General features: G+C 65.5%; 19 protein-coding genes. 17 read left to right on the forward strand and 2 right to left on the reverse strand.

Annotated elements, in window-relative coordinates; genetic code table 11:
• Positions 1 to 15 precede the first annotated feature (15 nt).
• Positions 16 to 300: a hypothetical protein gene (locus J7I92_RS22420; protein ID WP_214844062.1), complete on the reverse strand. Its 285-nt coding sequence runs from the start codon at positions 298 to 300 to the stop codon at positions 16 to 18.
• Between the two features lie 449 nt (positions 301 to 749).
• Positions 750 to 1,493: a cysteine hydrolase family protein gene (locus J7I92_RS22425; RefSeq protein WP_214844064.1), complete on the reverse strand. Its 744-nt coding sequence runs from the start codon at positions 1,491 to 1,493 to the stop codon at positions 750 to 752.
• 147 nt (positions 1,494 to 1,640) lie between these two features.
• Between J7I92_RS22425 and J7I92_RS22430 the strand changes: the two genes are divergently transcribed.
• The 17 genes from J7I92_RS22430 to J7I92_RS24730 form a co-directional block, all read left to right on the forward strand.
• The gene (locus J7I92_RS22430) at positions 1,641 to 2,120 is read left to right on the forward strand and encodes an ATP-binding protein (protein WP_285290150.1); all 480 of its coding nucleotides are present in this window, start codon (positions 1,641 to 1,643) and stop codon (positions 2,118 to 2,120) included.
• 12 nt (positions 2,121 to 2,132) lie between these two features.
• Positions 2,133 to 2,456 carry a DUF4192 family protein gene (locus J7I92_RS22435; protein WP_214844066.1) on the forward strand — a complete coding sequence of 108 codons (324 nt, stop codon included), beginning with the start codon at positions 2,133 to 2,135 and terminating at the stop codon, positions 2,454 to 2,456.
• Positions 2,443 to 2,850 (forward strand): hypothetical protein, encoded by a 408-nt coding sequence (locus J7I92_RS22440; RefSeq protein WP_214844068.1) that lies wholly within the window; start codon positions 2,443 to 2,445, stop codon positions 2,848 to 2,850. Before J7I92_RS22435 ends, J7I92_RS22440 begins: the two co-directional genes overlap by 14 nt.
• A 76-nt stretch (positions 2,851 to 2,926) precedes the next feature.
• On the forward strand, positions 2,927 to 3,712 hold the full coding sequence (locus tag J7I92_RS22445) for an amino acid ABC transporter ATP-binding protein (protein WP_214844069.1): 786 nt from the start codon (positions 2,927 to 2,929) through the stop codon (positions 3,710 to 3,712).
• Between the two features lies 1 nt (position 3,713).
• Positions 3,714 to 4,358: an amino acid ABC transporter permease gene (locus tag J7I92_RS22450; RefSeq protein WP_214844070.1), complete on the forward strand. Its 645-nt coding sequence runs from the start codon at positions 3,714 to 3,716 to the stop codon at positions 4,356 to 4,358.
• Positions 4,355 to 5,008 carry an amino acid ABC transporter permease gene (locus J7I92_RS22455; RefSeq protein ID WP_214844071.1) on the forward strand — a complete coding sequence of 218 codons (654 nt, stop codon included), beginning with the start codon at positions 4,355 to 4,357 and terminating at the stop codon, positions 5,006 to 5,008. The genes J7I92_RS22450 and J7I92_RS22455 overlap by 4 nt, the downstream gene beginning before the upstream one ends.
• 63 nt (positions 5,009 to 5,071) lie before the next feature.
• Positions 5,072 to 5,944, forward strand: a complete 873-nt coding sequence (locus tag J7I92_RS22460; RefSeq protein ID WP_214844072.1) for an ABC transporter substrate-binding protein — start codon at positions 5,072 to 5,074, stop codon at positions 5,942 to 5,944.
• Positions 5,945 to 6,094: 150 nt separating this feature from the next.
• Positions 6,095 to 7,000 (forward strand): dihydrodipicolinate synthase family protein, encoded by a 906-nt coding sequence (locus tag J7I92_RS22465; protein ID WP_214844073.1) that lies wholly within the window; start codon positions 6,095 to 6,097, stop codon positions 6,998 to 7,000.
• A 91-nt stretch (positions 7,001 to 7,091) separates the two neighbouring features.
• Positions 7,092 to 8,093: a proline racemase family protein gene (locus J7I92_RS22470; protein ID WP_214844074.1), complete on the forward strand. Its 1,002-nt coding sequence runs from the start codon at positions 7,092 to 7,094 to the stop codon at positions 8,091 to 8,093.
• On the forward strand, positions 8,090 to 9,046 hold the full coding sequence (locus tag J7I92_RS22475) for an ornithine cyclodeaminase family protein (RefSeq protein WP_214844076.1): 957 nt from the start codon (positions 8,090 to 8,092) through the stop codon (positions 9,044 to 9,046). Before J7I92_RS22470 ends, J7I92_RS22475 begins: the two co-directional genes overlap by 4 nt.
• A complete protein-coding gene (locus J7I92_RS22480) occupies positions 9,043 to 9,768 on the forward strand; it encodes a GntR family transcriptional regulator (RefSeq protein ID WP_214844078.1) in 726 nt (241 codons plus the stop codon). Before J7I92_RS22475 ends, J7I92_RS22480 begins: the two co-directional genes overlap by 4 nt.
• Positions 9,765 to 10,949 (forward strand): FAD-binding oxidoreductase, encoded by a 1,185-nt coding sequence (locus tag J7I92_RS22485; protein WP_214844080.1) that lies wholly within the window; start codon positions 9,765 to 9,767, stop codon positions 10,947 to 10,949. The genes J7I92_RS22480 and J7I92_RS22485 overlap by 4 nt, the downstream gene beginning before the upstream one ends.
• Positions 10,946 to 11,278 (forward strand): (2Fe-2S)-binding protein, encoded by a 333-nt coding sequence (locus tag J7I92_RS22490; RefSeq protein ID WP_214844081.1) that lies wholly within the window; start codon positions 10,946 to 10,948, stop codon positions 11,276 to 11,278. Before J7I92_RS22485 ends, J7I92_RS22490 begins: the two co-directional genes overlap by 4 nt.
• On the forward strand, positions 11,275 to 12,738 hold the full coding sequence (locus J7I92_RS22495) for an FAD-dependent oxidoreductase (RefSeq protein WP_214844083.1): 1,464 nt from the start codon (positions 11,275 to 11,277) through the stop codon (positions 12,736 to 12,738). Before J7I92_RS22490 ends, J7I92_RS22495 begins: the two co-directional genes overlap by 4 nt.
• A 40-nt stretch (positions 12,739 to 12,778) precedes the next feature.
• Positions 12,779 to 14,263 carry an aldehyde dehydrogenase (NADP(+)) gene (locus tag J7I92_RS22500; protein WP_214844084.1) on the forward strand — a complete coding sequence of 495 codons (1,485 nt, stop codon included), beginning with the start codon at positions 12,779 to 12,781 and terminating at the stop codon, positions 14,261 to 14,263.
• A gap of 104 nt (positions 14,264 to 14,367) precedes the next feature.
• Positions 14,368 to 14,505, forward strand: coding sequence for a hypothetical protein (locus J7I92_RS22505; RefSeq protein WP_214844085.1), 138 nt, complete (start codon positions 14,368 to 14,370; stop codon positions 14,503 to 14,505).
• Between the two features lie 577 nt (positions 14,506 to 15,082).
• A partial coding sequence (locus J7I92_RS24730; RefSeq protein ID WP_396020446.1) for a transposase occupies positions 15,083 to 15,190 on the forward strand: 108 nt, incomplete at its 3' end.

Genomic DNA, 15,190 nt, shown 5'->3' on the forward strand with positions numbered 1-15,190 from the left:
AAGGATGCAGCGGCTTCACCCAGGAACGGTGAAGAAGGTTTTCGGGTCGTCGGCACCGAGCAGGTCGTGGTGGAACACAATGGCATCCACCGGTCGGGTGTCCATGAAGAGCACTGCCGCCGATCGGGAGTGGACCACTGTGTACCGCGTGCGGCCCTCCACCCAGGAATGGATCCCGGTGTACTCCTCGACGTCCAGCCCGTCACCGAGCAGGCCCCGCTCGGCGAGCAGGTCATAGACAACATTCCAGGCACGATCCATTAGGTCGTTGATCGCCGCTTCCACAGTTGGAGCCGTCATGGACCAATGATCCCACCGAGCACTGACAGCTTTGCGGATCGAAGTCGCGTGTCTTCCAGATGGGCCAAGGCGGGTAAGAATGATGGCTATGCCTGCAATTCTCTGCCCTAGAGCCGGATGGGGAGCCGTTCCATGTCCTTCCCAATGTAGAACTTGCCCGAGAAGCCCTCCCGGGCCTGATCGAACCGGGACAGCGATGGTTCGGATGGAACCAGGTGGTTCAGCACCAGTTGTTTGACTCCCGCCTCCTCGGCGATGGCACCTAGTTTGGACGCGGATGTGTGCGCTGAGAAGAGGTGCTGATCTTCAACTGAGTGGCTGGCCGGGAGACCCCGGACCCAACTCTGCTGAACGTTTGCGCAAGCGCCATGGCCTGGTTGTGTCCGGGTCCGGATCTACGCCGGGCGAGCCCGACGAGGTCCGTCACGGTGTTGACCCAGGGCAGTGTCTCAGGCGCTGGCGGCGCGACGAAGATCTGCCGGTGCGGTCGCCGTGAGCTCGTGGAGCAGCGCGGTCGATGTGGCCACCCATCCGAAGAGCGTCTCGATGGCGAGCAAGGATGCCTCGTGGTTGGTGCGATCAGCCGCCGCGCCGATGGGCTCGGCAGTGCAGTCTTCCAGCAGGAGGCAGCGGAAGTCCCGGAACATCGCATCTCTGAGCGTCGACTCGACGCAGATGCTCGTCGTGCAGCCCGTAAAGATGATGTCCCGGACCGCCTGACTCCGAAGCAGCCCCTCCAGGTCGGTCTGGAAGAAGCCACTGAAGCGGTGCTTGTATATGACGTGATCCCCCGGGGCCGGCGCCAACTCATCGACGATGTCGGTGTTCCAGGTGTCGCGGACAAGCACGCGACTGGGGGTGCCGTCCGGCGCCACGACCGGTTCACCTGCGCCCAAGAACAGGTGACGCTGGCGGTTGGTCGCATGATCTGGCCCGAGGTCGGAGAGATCGGGCCGGAACCCCATCTTCAGATAAACGATCGGGATCCCTGCCTCGCGCGCCGCGTCCACGACGCGAACGATTGGCCCGACGGCCGCTCGGATCGCGGCGATGTCGATGCCGGCCCGTTCGAACATGCCACCCGTCGATCCGAAGTCGTTTGTCATGTCGACGACGATCACCGCTGCGTGGCCGAGATCGAGACCGAAAGGCCCGGGCCGAGCCTCAACCGTCACCATGTCCTGCCGTGCCATCTGTGCCCTCCTGTGACGAGGGCGCCTCACAGCGCCCGCCGCGATAGTGCGAAGAAGTTCGCTCTATGTCAACATGTTAAGATTCGCATCCAAGTGAGGCAACGGGCCGACCAAACGCATCCATAGTGCTCCGACCTCGAAGCATTGATGCGTCAGCTGGAAATGCCCCACGCCCGGGCCCTCGCCCCGGAACTGATCGCGACCGCACGCGCCCAGCGCTGGGAACCGGCCGAAATCATCAAGGCCCTCTTCACCGAGGAAACCGCCGGCCGGGCCCGTTCCATGCTCGCGACCCGCCGCAAAGCAGCAGGTTTCCCGACCGGGAAAACCTTCGACGCCTGGGACCCCGCCGCCTCGTCCATCCCGGCCCCGACCCAGCAGGCCCTGCGCACCCTGGAATGGATCGGCCGGCGGGAAAACCTCGTCGTCTGCGGGCCCTCCGGCACCGGGAAAACGTTCTTCCTCGAAGCCCTCGGCCAGCAAGCCGTCGAAGCCGGGATGCGCGTGGCCTGGTTCCGGCTCGAGGACCTCGGCGCCCTGATCCGGGCACACCGGACCGACGACAGCGTCACCCGCGCCGTCACCCGCATCCTCCGCGCCTACCTCGTCGTGATTGATGACAGCTGAAGGAGAAGGAACATGGAACCGCTCACCATCAAAACCCCGGCCGACGTCCTCAGTTTCGTTGGACACACGCTCAGGTTCTGGCCGCACGAGAGCCTCGTGTGCATCACCCTGGACACCAACCGCGTCGGGGCCACACTCAGGGTTGACCTCCCCAACCGCGAGGGCGGACTCAGGTACGCCCGCACGTCGCCGACTACCTCGCCCATGACACCAGCGCCGCCAGCGTGCTCTTCGCCGTGTACACCTCTGAGCCACAGAAACCCGGGCAGCCCCGCACGCAGCAACCATCGCAACACTAACCGGTGCGCTGGCAGAACGCTGAATGACTATCCGTGACGGACTCCTCGTCGGAGACAAGACCGTTTCCCCGTACGACGGCGACCCCCGGGACGGCATGGCACTGCCGCTGACGGCGACTAAGTCCAGCCAGATCAATGCCGAATTCGTCTATCGCGGCAACACCATCGAACGGACAAACCGCATCACCCTGCCGGCCTCGACCAAGGAAGGCCGCACCGCGGACGCCGTCGATGACCGGGTGAAAGCAATTCGCGGGATGAACGCAGGCGATACTCTCGAACAAGCCCGGACACTTTGGGAAGGCATGCTGGAGGCGATCTCCTATCCGAACGACGATCAGACGCACGCTTGTCGCTTCCTACCCGCGGACCGCCATACCGAGGGCCGTCGACGCGCGTCGCGAAAACACTCTTCCCTTTGCGCGGTGTGACATGTACCATTTTACATATCACGTGACATGGCCCACATCGAATGATGGCCTTTTGGTCCCCACATGGAAGATCGCTATGACCCTTTCAGAAATTGCAGACGGCAAGCTGGCGCCCCGTACGGGCATCAAATTAGACAACATTTGCAAGCGCTACGGCGATCACACTGTCCTCGACGACGTGTCCCTGCACGTCGAGCCGGGTACGGTCACAGCACTTATCGGCCCCTCGGGTGCCGGCAAGAGCACGTTCCTGAGGTGCATCAACCTCTTGGAGCGTCCCGATTCCGGCACCATCCAAGTCGCCGGGCACACCATCGAACCGGGCAAGGTGGTCAACAACAAGGACCTTGCCGCCCTGCGCAGCACTGTGGGCATGGTGTTCCAGTCCTTCAACCTATTTCCGCACATGTCCGCCATGAAAAACATCAGCTTTCCGCAGCAGAAGGTTCTCGGACGCAGCAGGGAGGAAGCGGATGCACGCTCGATGGAGCTGCTGGAACGGGTTGGCCTCAAGGAGAAGGCGAACCAACCCCCGGGGAGGTGCTCCGGCGGCCAGCAACAACGCATCGCCATCGCCCGCGCCCTGGCACTTGATCCGAGCATCATGCTGTTCGATGAGCCGACGTCGGCCTTGGACCCTGAAGTGGGGCTCGAGGTCCTGGCCGTCATGCGCGAACTGGCGGCCGATGGCATGACGATGATCGTGGTCACGCATGAGATGCAGTTCGCCCGGGACGTTTCCGACACGCTCGTGGTCATGGCCGATTGCAAGATCATCGAACAGGGCGATCCGGGCGCCATCATGAGCGACCCCCAGGAGGCCCGGACCCGCCGCTTCCTGCGAGCTGTGCTGGAGCGCTGACATGGACGCCCTTTCAGCAGTGCTCCAAGGCTTGCCCATGACCATCGTGCTGACCCTGTCGGCATTCGCCATCGGCATACTAGGCGCCGTCCCACTGGCCGTAGGCCTGTCGTCGTCGAACATTCTCATCCGGCTGACGTCGCGGCTCTTCGTCGATCTGGTCCGGGGTGTGCCGATCATCGTTTGGCTGTTCCTGCTCAAGTTCGGCATCCAGATCGGAACCTTCAAGTTCAACCCCGTTGCCGCAGCGATAGTCGGACTGGGTGTGGTTTCCATTGCCTATCTCGCCGAAATCTACCGTGGTGGACTCCAGGCAGTTCCGCGTGGCCAGGGCGAAGCTGCCCACGCACTGGGCCTGACCCGCGGAACCACGTTCTACGGCGTGATGGTCCCCCAGGCCTTCCGGATAGTGTCGCCGTCCATCGCCACCTACCTGACCGGTCTACTCAAGGACTCCTCGATCGCCTCGACGATCATCGTTGCCGAGATGGTCTTCCAGTCCCAGTCCTTCGCCCGGCAGCACCCCACCGTCGAGGGGATCCTGCCCTACATCCTGGTGGGCATTCTCTATATCGCGCTCAGCCTGCCGGTCGCTTACCTGTCCCGCAGACTCGATTCCCATATGAGGAAGGCTGTTTACGCATGACCTGGCTTACCGAATGGGCAGCATACCTGCCCCAGATGATGTCCGGCCTCGGCGTCAGCCTCCTGATCGCAGGGGTATCAATCGTCGCCGGCTACCCGCTGGGCCTGGTCCTCAGCGTCATGGTGAGCGCAAGAAACCTCGCCCTCCGCACTCTGGCGCTTGCCGTCGTCGAAATCGGCCGGGGGGCACCGGCCCTGGTGATCCTCTACCTCTTCTACTACGGCCTGCCAAAGTTCGGCATCGCCTTCGAAAGCATCACCGCGGCATGCCTGGCACTGATCTGGAACTCGGCCGCTTACTCGTCCGAGATCATGCGGGCCGGCATCCAGTCTGTGGGCCGCGGACAGCTCGAGGCTTCCAGCGCCCTGGGGCTCGCCCAGCGGCACACCTTCTGGCGGGTCATCATGCCCCAAGGCATGCGTTCGGCAATCCCCGGGCTCATGGGTGTCGCCATTCAAATGTTCCAAGGAACGTCCCTGGCATACGCCATCGCGGTCCCCGAGCTGATGAAGTCCGCCTACAACATCGGCAGCCAGGACTTCAATTACCTGCAGATCTTCGCCCTCGCTGGTCTTTGCTACGCCGCCATCTCAATGCCTGCCACCTGGATCACCGTCTTCTTCGAAAAACGCATGGCCCGCCACGCCTGACCGTTTTCCGGCACCATCTTCAACGTTCCATCAGTCCCCCACCCAACCACCACGGGAGCAATCATGATCAACAATCGCATCAAGACAGCCGGACTCCTGACCGTGAGCGCACTCACGCTGGGCCTCAGCCTCTCTGCCTGCGGAGGCGCCTCGGAGGCAGGCAATTCAGGGTGCACGCCCAAGCACGCCGACATCCAGACCGTCGCCCCGGGAAAGCTCACCATCGGAGTCATCGACATCCCGCCGTTCAGCAGCTACGGCTCGGGCACCCCGACAGGCATCGACGTCCAGATCGTCAACAAGATCGCCACGGATGAGTGCCTGACCCCGGTGTACCAGCAGGCCACCTATGCCGACGCCGTCCAGTCCATCTCGGGCGGAAACATCGACCTCGCCCTCGGCACGATCGACGCCACCGAGAAGCGTCTCAAGGCTGTTGATTTCTCCGCCTCCACGTACCTTGACGGCATGGGCATCGTCTCCAAGTCCGGCGCCACCACGGTGGCAGACCTGGAGAAGATGAACAAGGTGGGCACCATCGACGGCTACCTCTGGGTCGAAGACCTCAAGAAGATCCTGGGCGACCGCCTGGTGACGTACCCCAGCAGCGTGGAGCTGAAGGCCGATTTCGACGCCGGTCGGCTCGACGCGGACGTCGACGCCTATGGCGTGCAGGTGCTCCAGTTCAAGGATGCCCAGGGTGTGACCGTGGCCCTTTCCAACGAGAAGCCGGATCCGCGCGTCGGCGCCATCAAGAATGCCCCCGAGGCTGCCTTCCCGATCACGAAAGGCAACACAAGCCTTAAGGAAGCGCTCGACGCCGGAATTGTCGCCCAGCGCGAAGACGGAACGATCGCGAAGCTACTGACCGACGCCGGCCTGTCCGAGGGGCTTGGCAAGGTCGCCGCCGAACAGTACGTGGTTCCGGCTAGCTAGCCCCGGTGCTTGATCGCACCGGAACCGATCTCAACGAAAACGATCACCGATTTTCAGCCAACTGTGCAATGTCACATGGTAAGTTTGGCCGTGAGGTACGTCACGGCCGCAGCACACGCGCCAAGCGTGCCAACCGAAAGGATCATCCTCATGACCGAAACCCGTAAGCCGTGGCATGGAGTGCTCGTCGCTACCTCGCTGCCGTTCAATGACGACCACAGCGTGGACTACGACGCCTACGCCGAGCACGTCCGCTTCCTGGCAAACGCAGGCTGCCACGGCGTGGCCCCGAATGGTTCCCTGGGTGAATACCAGACCCTCAGCAAAGAAGAACGCGCCCGGGTCATCACCACGGCAGTCGACGCCGCCCCCGAAGGCTTTACCGTCATGGCCGGCGTGGGCGCCTACGGCGGCCTTCAAACCCGCAAGTGGGCGGAACAGGCCGCCGAAGCCGGCGCCGGTGCCCTGATGCTGCTCCCGCCGAACTCCTACCGGGCCACCGATGACGAGGTGGTGGAGCACTACCGCCTCGCGGCCGCCGTCGGGCTGCCCATCGTGGCGTACAACAACCCGATCGACACCAAGGTGGACCTGACCCCGCAGCTGATCGCCCGGTTGCACGGCGAAGGCCTGATCGTCGGCGTCAAGGAGTTCACCGGCGATGTCCGCCGCGCCTACGAGATCAAGGAGCTCGCTCCCGAAGTGGACCTCCTCATCGGGACCGACGATACCGTCGTCGAAATGGGCCTGGCAGGTGCCGTGGGCTGGGTAGCCGGCTACCCGAACGCCATTCCGGAAGCCACCCTTGAGCTCTACCGCCTCTCCACCTCCGGCGATGTCGCAGACCTCGAGCGGGCCCGCCAAATCTACCGTGACCTGCACTCGCTGCTCCGCTGGGACAGCAAGACGGAGTTCGTCCAGGCCATCAAGCTGTCCATGGACGTCGTGGGCCTCCGCGGCGGCGCCTGCCGCCCGCCGCGCGGTCCGCTCACCCCGGCCGTGCGCGACGCCGTCATCCGTGACACCGAAGCAGCCCTCGCCAAGGGCTACAAATAACCAACCAGGTCACCGCCAGTTCCGTAACTGCCCCTTGGGTCTCCAAAGGGGCAGTTACGGACCACCAGATGGAACAAAGAGGGAGTATTCCATGAGAACCAGCCGCATTTTCCACGCCGTGGACTCGCACACCGAAGGCATGCCCACGCGCGTCATCACCGGCGGCATCGGGACGATCCCCGGTGCCACCATGGCTGAGCGCCGCCTCTGGTTCATGGAGAACAGCGACTGGATCCGTACCCTCCTGATGACCGAGCCGCGCGGCCACGCCTCGATGAGCGGGGCCATCCTCCAGCCATCCACGCGTGCGGACGCGGACTTCGGTGTGCTGTTTATCGAGGTTTCCGGTCTGCTGCCGATGTGCGGTCATGGCACCATCGGCGTCGCAACGGTCCTCGTGGAGACCGGCATGGTGGAGGTTGTCGAGCCGGTCACCACGGTCCGGCTCGATACGCCTGCCGGTCTGGTGATCGCAGAGGTGGCGGTCAACGACGGGCACGCCGAATCCGTGACGATCCGCAACGTTCCGTCGTTCGTGGAGCGGCTCGACGCCAAGGTCGAAGTGCCCGGGTTCGGCCCTGTGTCCTATGACTTGGCGTTCGGCGGAAATTTCTACGCGATCGTGGACCTGGACAGCCTGGATTTGCCGTTCGAGCGCGGACGCAAGAATGACCTGCTCAAGGCCGGACTGGCGATCATGGACGCGATCAACGCCATGGACGAACCGGTCCACCCGGAGCGGGACGACATCCGCGGCTGCCATCACGTGTACCTCAAGGCGCCGGGCTCCACAGCGGAGCATTCCCGCCACGCGATGGCCATCCACCCGGGCTGGTTCGACCGCTCCCCCTGCGGCACAGGCACGAGTGCGCGGATGGCCCAGTTGCACGGCCGCGGCGAGCTGGCCCTGGGCACGGACTTCGTCAACGAGTCCTACATTGGCTCGCGTTTCATCGGCCGCCTGGTCGAGGAGACGGAAGTCGCCGGCCGTCCAGCAGTGATCCCCACCGTCACAGGACGGGCCTGGCTGACCGGCACCGCACAGTATTTCCTCGATCCCACCGATCCCTTTCCTGCTGGGTTCCTGCTGTGAACATTCCCTACTTTGATTCGACGGCGGTGCGGGCTGCTGCTCCCTGGACAACGGCCATTGATGCCCTTGAGCAGGCCCTCCTGAACGTCGTTGACCCTGAGGACGACAGCCCGCGGCTGTTCAGCCCCGCGCCAAACGGCGAATTCCTGCTCATGCCCGCATCGAACCGCGAGTATAGCGGGATCAAGGCGCTCACCGTGGCCCCGGGCAACCCGGCACGGGGGCTGGAAAAGATCCAGGGGGTCTATGTTCTCTTCGATTCAGACACCTCAACCCCTTTGGCCACGATGGATGGCAACGAGATCACGGCTATCCGGACACCGGCCACCACGCTGTTGGCGGTCAAACACATCCTTGCCTCGGCGCCGCCCGCCGCCGCTGCCCGTCACCCCGGCACGACCCGGGTGCTCGTGTTCGGTACCGGAGTGCAGGCGCTCAACCACCTGCGCGCCGCGCACGCCGTGCTCCCGGAGGCGAGCCTCGCCGTCGTCGGCCGGCGCCCCGAGCGGGTGACGGCGCTGATCGAACAGCTGGCTGCCGAGGGCCTTGAAGTCCGTGAGGGCGCTTCCTCCGATGTGCCCGACGCCGGCGTCGTGATCTGCGCAACCTCCTCCCGCACGCCGCTGTTTGACGGCGGTTTGGTTGCCCCCGGTGCCGTAGTGGCAGCGGTGGGCCAGCACGGGTTGGACGCCCGGGAAGTGGACGCCAAACTTGTGCGGCGAAGCGACGTCGTGGTCGAAGGACGGGCCTCGGCGCTGCGCGAAGCCGGGGACCTGATACCCGCACGGTCTGCAGAGGAATGGGAAGCGATCCGGCCCGCCAACCTCCGCGATCTTGTGAAAGGCGAATTCGGGCGCTCGGCAGGAAAGTCCTGCCTGTACGCAGGAGTGGGGATGGCATGGGAAGACCTTGTGATCGCCGGCCTGGTGTATGAAGGAGGCACTCGATCATGAATTCCGTACAAGGAGTGCTCACCGTGCCAACCAATAGCCAGCTCCCGATCGCCCCGCTCGGCCGCCAGCACAGCCTGCGCGAGTCAGTGACGGAGTCGCTGCGAACAGCGATCATCGCCGGCACATTGGAGGAAGGCACCCTCTATTCCGCGCCGGCACTCGCCGCCGCTTTGGGTGTCTCGGCCACACCGGTGCGCGAGGCAATGATGGACCTGACGCGCGAAGGCCTGGTGGAGACAGTCAAAAACAAAGGCTTCCGCATCACCACCATGAGCGACCGGGAGCTGGACGAACTGACGGAAATCCGGCTGCTTCTCGAGCCCCCGGTTGTTGGCGACGTAGCCGGCGCTGTTCCACCATCCGGAATCAAGCTCCTGCGGTCCATGGCCGACGACATTGTGGAGGCAGCGCGGAAGGGCGACCTCACGGCCTACCTTTCCGCGGACCGCATCTTCCACGCCGAGCTGTTGCGGTATGCCGGCAACGGCCAGCTCGTAGAATTGGCCACCAGCCTCCGGTCCCGAACCCGCCTGTACGGCCTCAAGATCCTGAGCGAGAGCAACCGCCTGGCCGATTCCGCCCAGGAACACCACGTCCTGCTGGACCTCGTCGAGGCCGGAGACGCAGCCGGCGCAACTGAATTGATGCGCCAACACATCAGCCACGCCCGGGGCCTTTGGGCAACCGGCGAGACCGAGACACCGCAGGAGCAGCAGACATGAACGCAGCAAGCGATGTGCTTGTCATCGGCGCTGGCGTAATCGGGGCTGCCACTGCCTATTTCGCAACGCAACAGGGCCTCACTGTGACCGTCCTGGACAAGGGGCTTCCCGCCAGCGGCACGTCGTCGGCCTGCGAAGGAAACATCCTCGTCTCGGACAAGGAACTCGGCCCCGAGCTTGAACTTACCCGCTACTCGCTGGACGTGTGGCATGGCGACCTGGCTGAGCACAAGCGGCTCTGGGAATTCGAGTCCAAGGGCGGCATCATCGTGGCCTCCCGCGAAAGCAGCCTGGCCTCGCTCAACCGGGTGATGGCCTCGCAGGCCGGCTACGGCGTTCGTGTGGACAGGCTGGACCCGGACGACCTGCGGAAAGCCGAGCCGCACATCACGCCCGACGCGTTGGGCGGGGCGTTCTACCCGGAGGACTGCCAGGTACAGCCGATGCTGGTTGCTGGGCACCTGGTCCGGCTGGCGACCCAGGCAGGAGCACGTTTCGTTGCCGATACGCCTGTCAGCGGCTTCCTCAGGAGCGGAGACCGCGTCACCGGCGTCCGGACACCGCGCGGCGACTTCTCCGCCGGCGCCGTGGTCAACTGCACCGGGACGTGGGCCGGCCAGCTCGCCGCCCTTGCCGGGGTCAGCGTTCCCGTCCTTCCCCGCCGCGGCTTCGTTATGGTCACCGAGCCGCTGCCGCCCATGATCCACCACAAGGTCTATGCGGCCGAATACATCGACAACGTGGGCAGTTCCGACGCCGGACTCCAGGCCTCCCCAGTGGTCGAAGGAACCCCCAGCGGCACCATCCTCATCGGCTCCACGCGCGAACGCGTCGGCTTCGACCGCACCGTAAGCACCGACGCCCTCCGGCTCCTGGCGGGCAACGGCGTGTCGCTGTTTCCTTTCCTTGAACACGTCAAGGCCATCCGCCACTACCACGGCTTCCGGCCCTACTGCCCGGACCACCTCCCGGTGATCGGCCATGACGAGCGCGCCCCCGGACTGTGGCATGCGGCCGGCCACGAGGGTGCCGGCATTGGCCTTTCCGCAGGAACGGGCAAGCTCCTGGCACAGGCTTTGGCCGGCCAGTCACCGGATCTGGCCCTGGCCCCCTTTGCCCCCGCCCGGTTCGGTGAACAAGCCCTCAACAGCACCACCCACCGAGAGGAGGCCACAGCATGAGCGCCAACACATCAGGAAACAACCCTTCCGGCACGCCGGGCGAGGTAACCGTCAGCTTTGACGGCCGTCCGATCACGACGTCTGCGGGCCAAAGCGTTGGCTCCGCGCTGGTCACCAACGGCATCACCGCCTGGCGCGATACGCGCAAGCACGCACGTCCCCGCGGGCTGTTCTGCGGCATCGGCGTTTGCTTCGACTGTCTCGTAACGGTCGACGGCGCACCGAATCAGCGCGCCTGCCTGGTGGAAGTGCACGAAGGCATGGAAATCAAGGGTTCCTCAGAGCCCAATGTGCCTCCATTGGCCGAACCCGAAGGGGGACGGAAATGAGCGCCGCACTTCCGGGCACCGTTGAAGCGGACGTTGCCGTCGTGGGAGCAGGGCCGGCCGGGCTGGCTGCGGCCGTCGCATCAGCCGAGGCGGGAGCCGCTGTCGTGGTTGTGGATGCCGGCCCCCAACCAGGCGGCCAGTTCTGGCGGCACCGCCCCGAATCCGTCGAGCCCGACCCCGATGGTAAAGGCCACCATGGCTGGCGGACCTACCGTGACCTCCGTGCCCGTTTCGACGCCGCCCGCCACAGTGGCCGGATCACGTACGTGCCCGGCCAACAGGTCTGGATGGCGGAAAAGGTCCACGCCGGATTCGTTGTCCGCACGACACCCACCGTGACCGCGGGCCCGACGTCCGGGACGGCCGACGGCGGCAGCACCGTCGTCGCCCGCCGACTGGTTTTGTGCCCCGGCGGCTACGACCGCCAGCTGCCGGTCCCCGGCTGGGACCTGCCCGGCGTGATGGCCGCCGGCGGAATCCAGGCGTTCATCAAGGGCAACGGAGGCCTACCGGGGAAGCGCTTTGTCATCGCCGGCACCGGTCCGTTCCTTTTGCCGGTGGCGGCGGGCATTGCCGAAGCCGGGGGCCAGGTCCTCGCAGTGCTCGAATCGTCCTCACCGAAGGCCTGGTTGCCGCACCTCAGGGCAGCCGCGGGTGTGCCGGAGAAGGCCCTCGAGGGTGTGGAGTACGGAGCCGTGTTCGCCCGGCACCGGATCCCGTACCGCATTCGGACCATCGTCACGGAGGTGCTGGGAACCGACTGCGCCTCGGGGGTGCGCACAGCCAAGGTCGACGCCGAGGGCCGGGTCCGGCCCGGCACGGAGCGCGTTTACCGGGACGTGGACGTCGTTGGCTTCGGCTGGGGTTTCACACCGCAGATGGAACTGCCCCTGTCCCTCGGAGTTGAAACCCGCATGGATGCCGATGGCTCCCTGGTCGGCGTAGTCACCGAGCGACAGGAATCCAGCATCCCCGGCCTGTTCCTGGCCGGGGAGGTCACCGGCGTCGGAGGCGCTACGCTGGCGGTCCTCGAGGGCCTCACCGCCGGCACGGCCGCAGCGGCCGCTCCGGCACCCGCCGCTGTGGTGCCGGGCTTGCGTGCCATGGCGCGGCACCGGCGCTTCGCCGAGGCCATGCACCGCGCCCACCCCGTGCCCGCCGCCTGGCAGGACTGGCTCGCGCCGCAGACCACCGTGTGCCGCTGCGAAGAGGTCACGGCCGGTGAGATCACCGCAGCCCGAGACGATCTGGGAGCCCACCACGCCCGCACACTCAAATCCTTCACCCGCGCCGGAATGGGCTGGTGCCAGGGCCGCGTCTGCGGTTTCGCGGCCGCCTGCCTGGGCGCAGGCCCGGGTGCTGCTCCCAGCATTGAAAGTCTGTCTGGCGCCGCAAAAAGACCCTTGGCTGCACCCGTGGGGATCGGCGAACTCGCCGCCCTCAAGAATACGGACGACTGAACTCCCCCTTCTGACCCTGCCTCCCGAAAGGAGACTGCGCATGACCACGATCGCCCCGGCCTCCGCCGTCGCACACCAGCCCACCACCGACGCCGAGCTGGAACAACTGCTGACGGCAGCCCAAGCGGCAGCGGTGCCACTGGCCGCACTCCGTCCCGCCCAGCGCGCCCGGCTGCTCGACGCCGTCGCGGACGCCCTGGATGCCGCAGCCGACCAGCTCATTCCCGAAGCCGAACAGGAGACCCACCTGCCCGGGGCGCGCGTGCGCGGAGAGCTCAAGCGAACCACCTTCCAGCTGCGCCTCTTCGGGGAAGAACTGCGTGACGGCCGCTACCTTGACGCCCGTATCGACCACGCCGACGCCGAGTGGCCAATGGGCTCGCCGCGACCGGACCTGCGGCGAGTGCGCGTGCCCCTGGGACCCGTGGTGGTGTTCGCGGCCAGCAACTTTCCCTTCGCGTTCTCCGTTGCCGGCGGCGACACCGCTTCAGCCTTGGCTGCAGGCAGCCCGGTGCTGCTCAAAGCGCACTCCGGCCACCCGGGGCTGTCCCGGCTCACGGCTGAGGTCGTGACCTCCGCGCTTCGCGAGGCTGGTGCTCCGGACGGCACGTTCGCGCTCATCGCCGGGACTGCCGCGGGAGCCGCAGCCCTCCGCGACCCGCGGGTCAAAGCCGGCGCCTTCACCGGGTCCATCCCTGGCGGCCGCGCACTGTTCGACATCGCGAACTCCCGGCCGGAACCCATCCCCTTCTTCGGGGAGCTGGGCAGCAACAACCCGGCCTTCGTCACCGAGGCCGCAGCCAGCCAGCGCGGTGCGGAGATCGCCCAGGGGTTCGTGAGCTCCTTCACCATGGGAGCCGGGCAATTCTGCACCAAGCCCGGGACGCTCTTCATTCCGGCGGCATCCGGAATGGTGGAGGCCCTGCGCGACTCCGCCCTGCCACCGGCCGCTCCCCTGCTCAACGAACGGATCCAGTCCGGCTACACCGACGTCCTAGAGAACCTGCAGGCAAACCCCCGCCTCACGGTGCTGGCCCAGGGAGCAGGCCCACTGGCCGATCCGCCGGGTCCGACGCTCCTCCTCACCACTGCCGCGGACATGCTGTCGGAGCCACACGCCCTCCAAACCGAATGCTTCGGACCCACCGCCGTAGTGGTGACGTACGACGACGAGTCCCAACTCGCCGACCTCGCCGAGACCTTCGAGGGTCAACTGACCGCCACCGTCCACGGAACTGATTCCTGCCAGGTGGCCGAACTTGTGGAGGTCCTAGCCCGCAAGGCGGGACGGGTGGTCTGGAACCAGTGGCCGACAGGTGTCTCGGTAACTCACGCGCAACAGCACGGCGGACCGTACCCGGCGACAACCGCCGCAGCAAGCACCTCCGTGGGCACCGCCGCGATCGAGCGCTTCCTGCGCCCGGTCGCTTACCAAGGCTTCCCCCAGCACCTCCTGCCGGAGGCACTGCGCGGGGATAATCCCCTCGGACTGCCGCGACTCGTGGACGGCCGGCGGGAGGCATAGCCTTGGCTATAGTCTCGATGTGGCGGGATTTTACTCGGAGCGGGGATCGGCCACTCGGCCGAGCTCAACGAGATGCTTCCCAGCCCAATCCCGAGGGGCGGATCGTGAGCGAGCGCCTGGATGCCAACGACTCCTACTGGTGGATCCTCACCGGCGGAATACACGTTCCCGGATTCGGCGCCTACGCTGGAGAGCCTGACGAAACCTCGTCGGAAATCCGAAGATCTTCGTCGGCGCCCTGAGAGTCCCGGAGTCATCCAGCGTGCGGTCGGCATCCGGCAGAACCGCCGGGTCATCATAGAACTCGGTGGGAAGCCACTGCAGCGCCTCCGGTATCTCGCCGTCGACCGGGTGCAGTCGTGCAAAGGGATCGCTGGCCGTGAATCGGTGGAGATGCTCGTCCTGCCATTCGAAGGGCGCATGAAGGATCTACTACCTGGGCCAGGACAACGAGCCCTCCAATCCCAAGGGCGGCCATATCCCCGGGCACTCTGCCGACCAGCTCCACACGAATCCGCAGGATCCACTCGGACCGGTCCACACACTTGGCGACAGGCTGTTCCATGCGGGTATTTGCTCAAACCGACCGCGAAGCAGTGCGGCTACCGCTGCTAGGCAGCGGGCTTACACACTGCACGACGAAAGATCGGTTATCGGTGTTCCAGAATCAGCCAAAACTGGCCCGTCGGTACACGTTCGGCAAGCTCTGGCGATGGTCAGCATCAGCAGTGCGTCTGCTCGTGAGCGGCCGGCTTGCACCGCGTATGTCAGTGCGGTCGTATGGTTTTCTGAGACAGCTTGATGGGAGCTTCACTTCAGATGACGACGCCTAGAAGAAAATATGATGCTGCGTTCCGTGAGGAAGCGGTGCGCCTGGTTTTATCCTCGGATCGTTCGGTGAAACGGGTTGCCGAGGAGATCGGGGTG

The organism is Arthrobacter sp. ISL-72, from assembly GCF_018613755.1.
Classification (GTDB): Bacteria; Actinomycetota; Actinomycetes; order Actinomycetales; family Micrococcaceae; genus Arthrobacter.

What these genes read in the sequence shown, in the direction of transcription:
- J7I92_RS22420 (WP_214844062.1), bottom strand. Translation starts at nt 300, where the DNA reads ATGACGGCTCCAACTGTGGAAGCGGCGATCAACGACCTAATGGATCGT.
- J7I92_RS22425 (WP_214844064.1), bottom strand. Translation starts at nt 1,493, where the DNA reads ATGGCACGGCAGGACATGGTGACGGTTGAGGCTCGGCCCGGGCCTTTC.
- J7I92_RS22430 (WP_285290150.1), top strand. Translation starts at nt 1,641, where the DNA reads ATGCGTCAGCTGGAAATGCCCCACGCCCGGGCCCTCGCCCCGGAACTG.
- J7I92_RS22435 (WP_214844066.1), top strand. Translation starts at nt 2,133, where the DNA reads ATGGAACCGCTCACCATCAAAACCCCGGCCGACGTCCTCAGTTTCGTT.
- J7I92_RS22440 (WP_214844068.1), top strand. Translation starts at nt 2,443, where the DNA reads ATGACTATCCGTGACGGACTCCTCGTCGGAGACAAGACCGTTTCCCCG.
- J7I92_RS22445 (WP_214844069.1), top strand. Translation starts at nt 2,927, where the DNA reads ATGACCCTTTCAGAAATTGCAGACGGCAAGCTGGCGCCCCGTACGGGC.
- J7I92_RS22450 (WP_214844070.1), top strand. Translation starts at nt 3,714, where the DNA reads ATGGACGCCCTTTCAGCAGTGCTCCAAGGCTTGCCCATGACCATCGTG.
- J7I92_RS22455 (WP_214844071.1), top strand. Translation starts at nt 4,355, where the DNA reads ATGACCTGGCTTACCGAATGGGCAGCATACCTGCCCCAGATGATGTCC.
- J7I92_RS22460 (WP_214844072.1), top strand. Translation starts at nt 5,072, where the DNA reads ATGATCAACAATCGCATCAAGACAGCCGGACTCCTGACCGTGAGCGCA.
- J7I92_RS22465 (WP_214844073.1), top strand. Translation starts at nt 6,095, where the DNA reads ATGACCGAAACCCGTAAGCCGTGGCATGGAGTGCTCGTCGCTACCTCG.
- J7I92_RS22470 (WP_214844074.1), top strand. Translation starts at nt 7,092, where the DNA reads ATGAGAACCAGCCGCATTTTCCACGCCGTGGACTCGCACACCGAAGGC.
- J7I92_RS22480 (WP_214844078.1), top strand. Translation starts at nt 9,043, where the DNA reads ATGAATTCCGTACAAGGAGTGCTCACCGTGCCAACCAATAGCCAGCTC.
- J7I92_RS22485 (WP_214844080.1), top strand. Translation starts at nt 9,765, where the DNA reads ATGAACGCAGCAAGCGATGTGCTTGTCATCGGCGCTGGCGTAATCGGG.
- J7I92_RS22490 (WP_214844081.1), top strand. Translation starts at nt 10,946, where the DNA reads ATGAGCGCCAACACATCAGGAAACAACCCTTCCGGCACGCCGGGCGAG.
- J7I92_RS22495 (WP_214844083.1), top strand. Translation starts at nt 11,275, where the DNA reads ATGAGCGCCGCACTTCCGGGCACCGTTGAAGCGGACGTTGCCGTCGTG.
- J7I92_RS22500 (WP_214844084.1), top strand. Translation starts at nt 12,779, where the DNA reads ATGACCACGATCGCCCCGGCCTCCGCCGTCGCACACCAGCCCACCACC.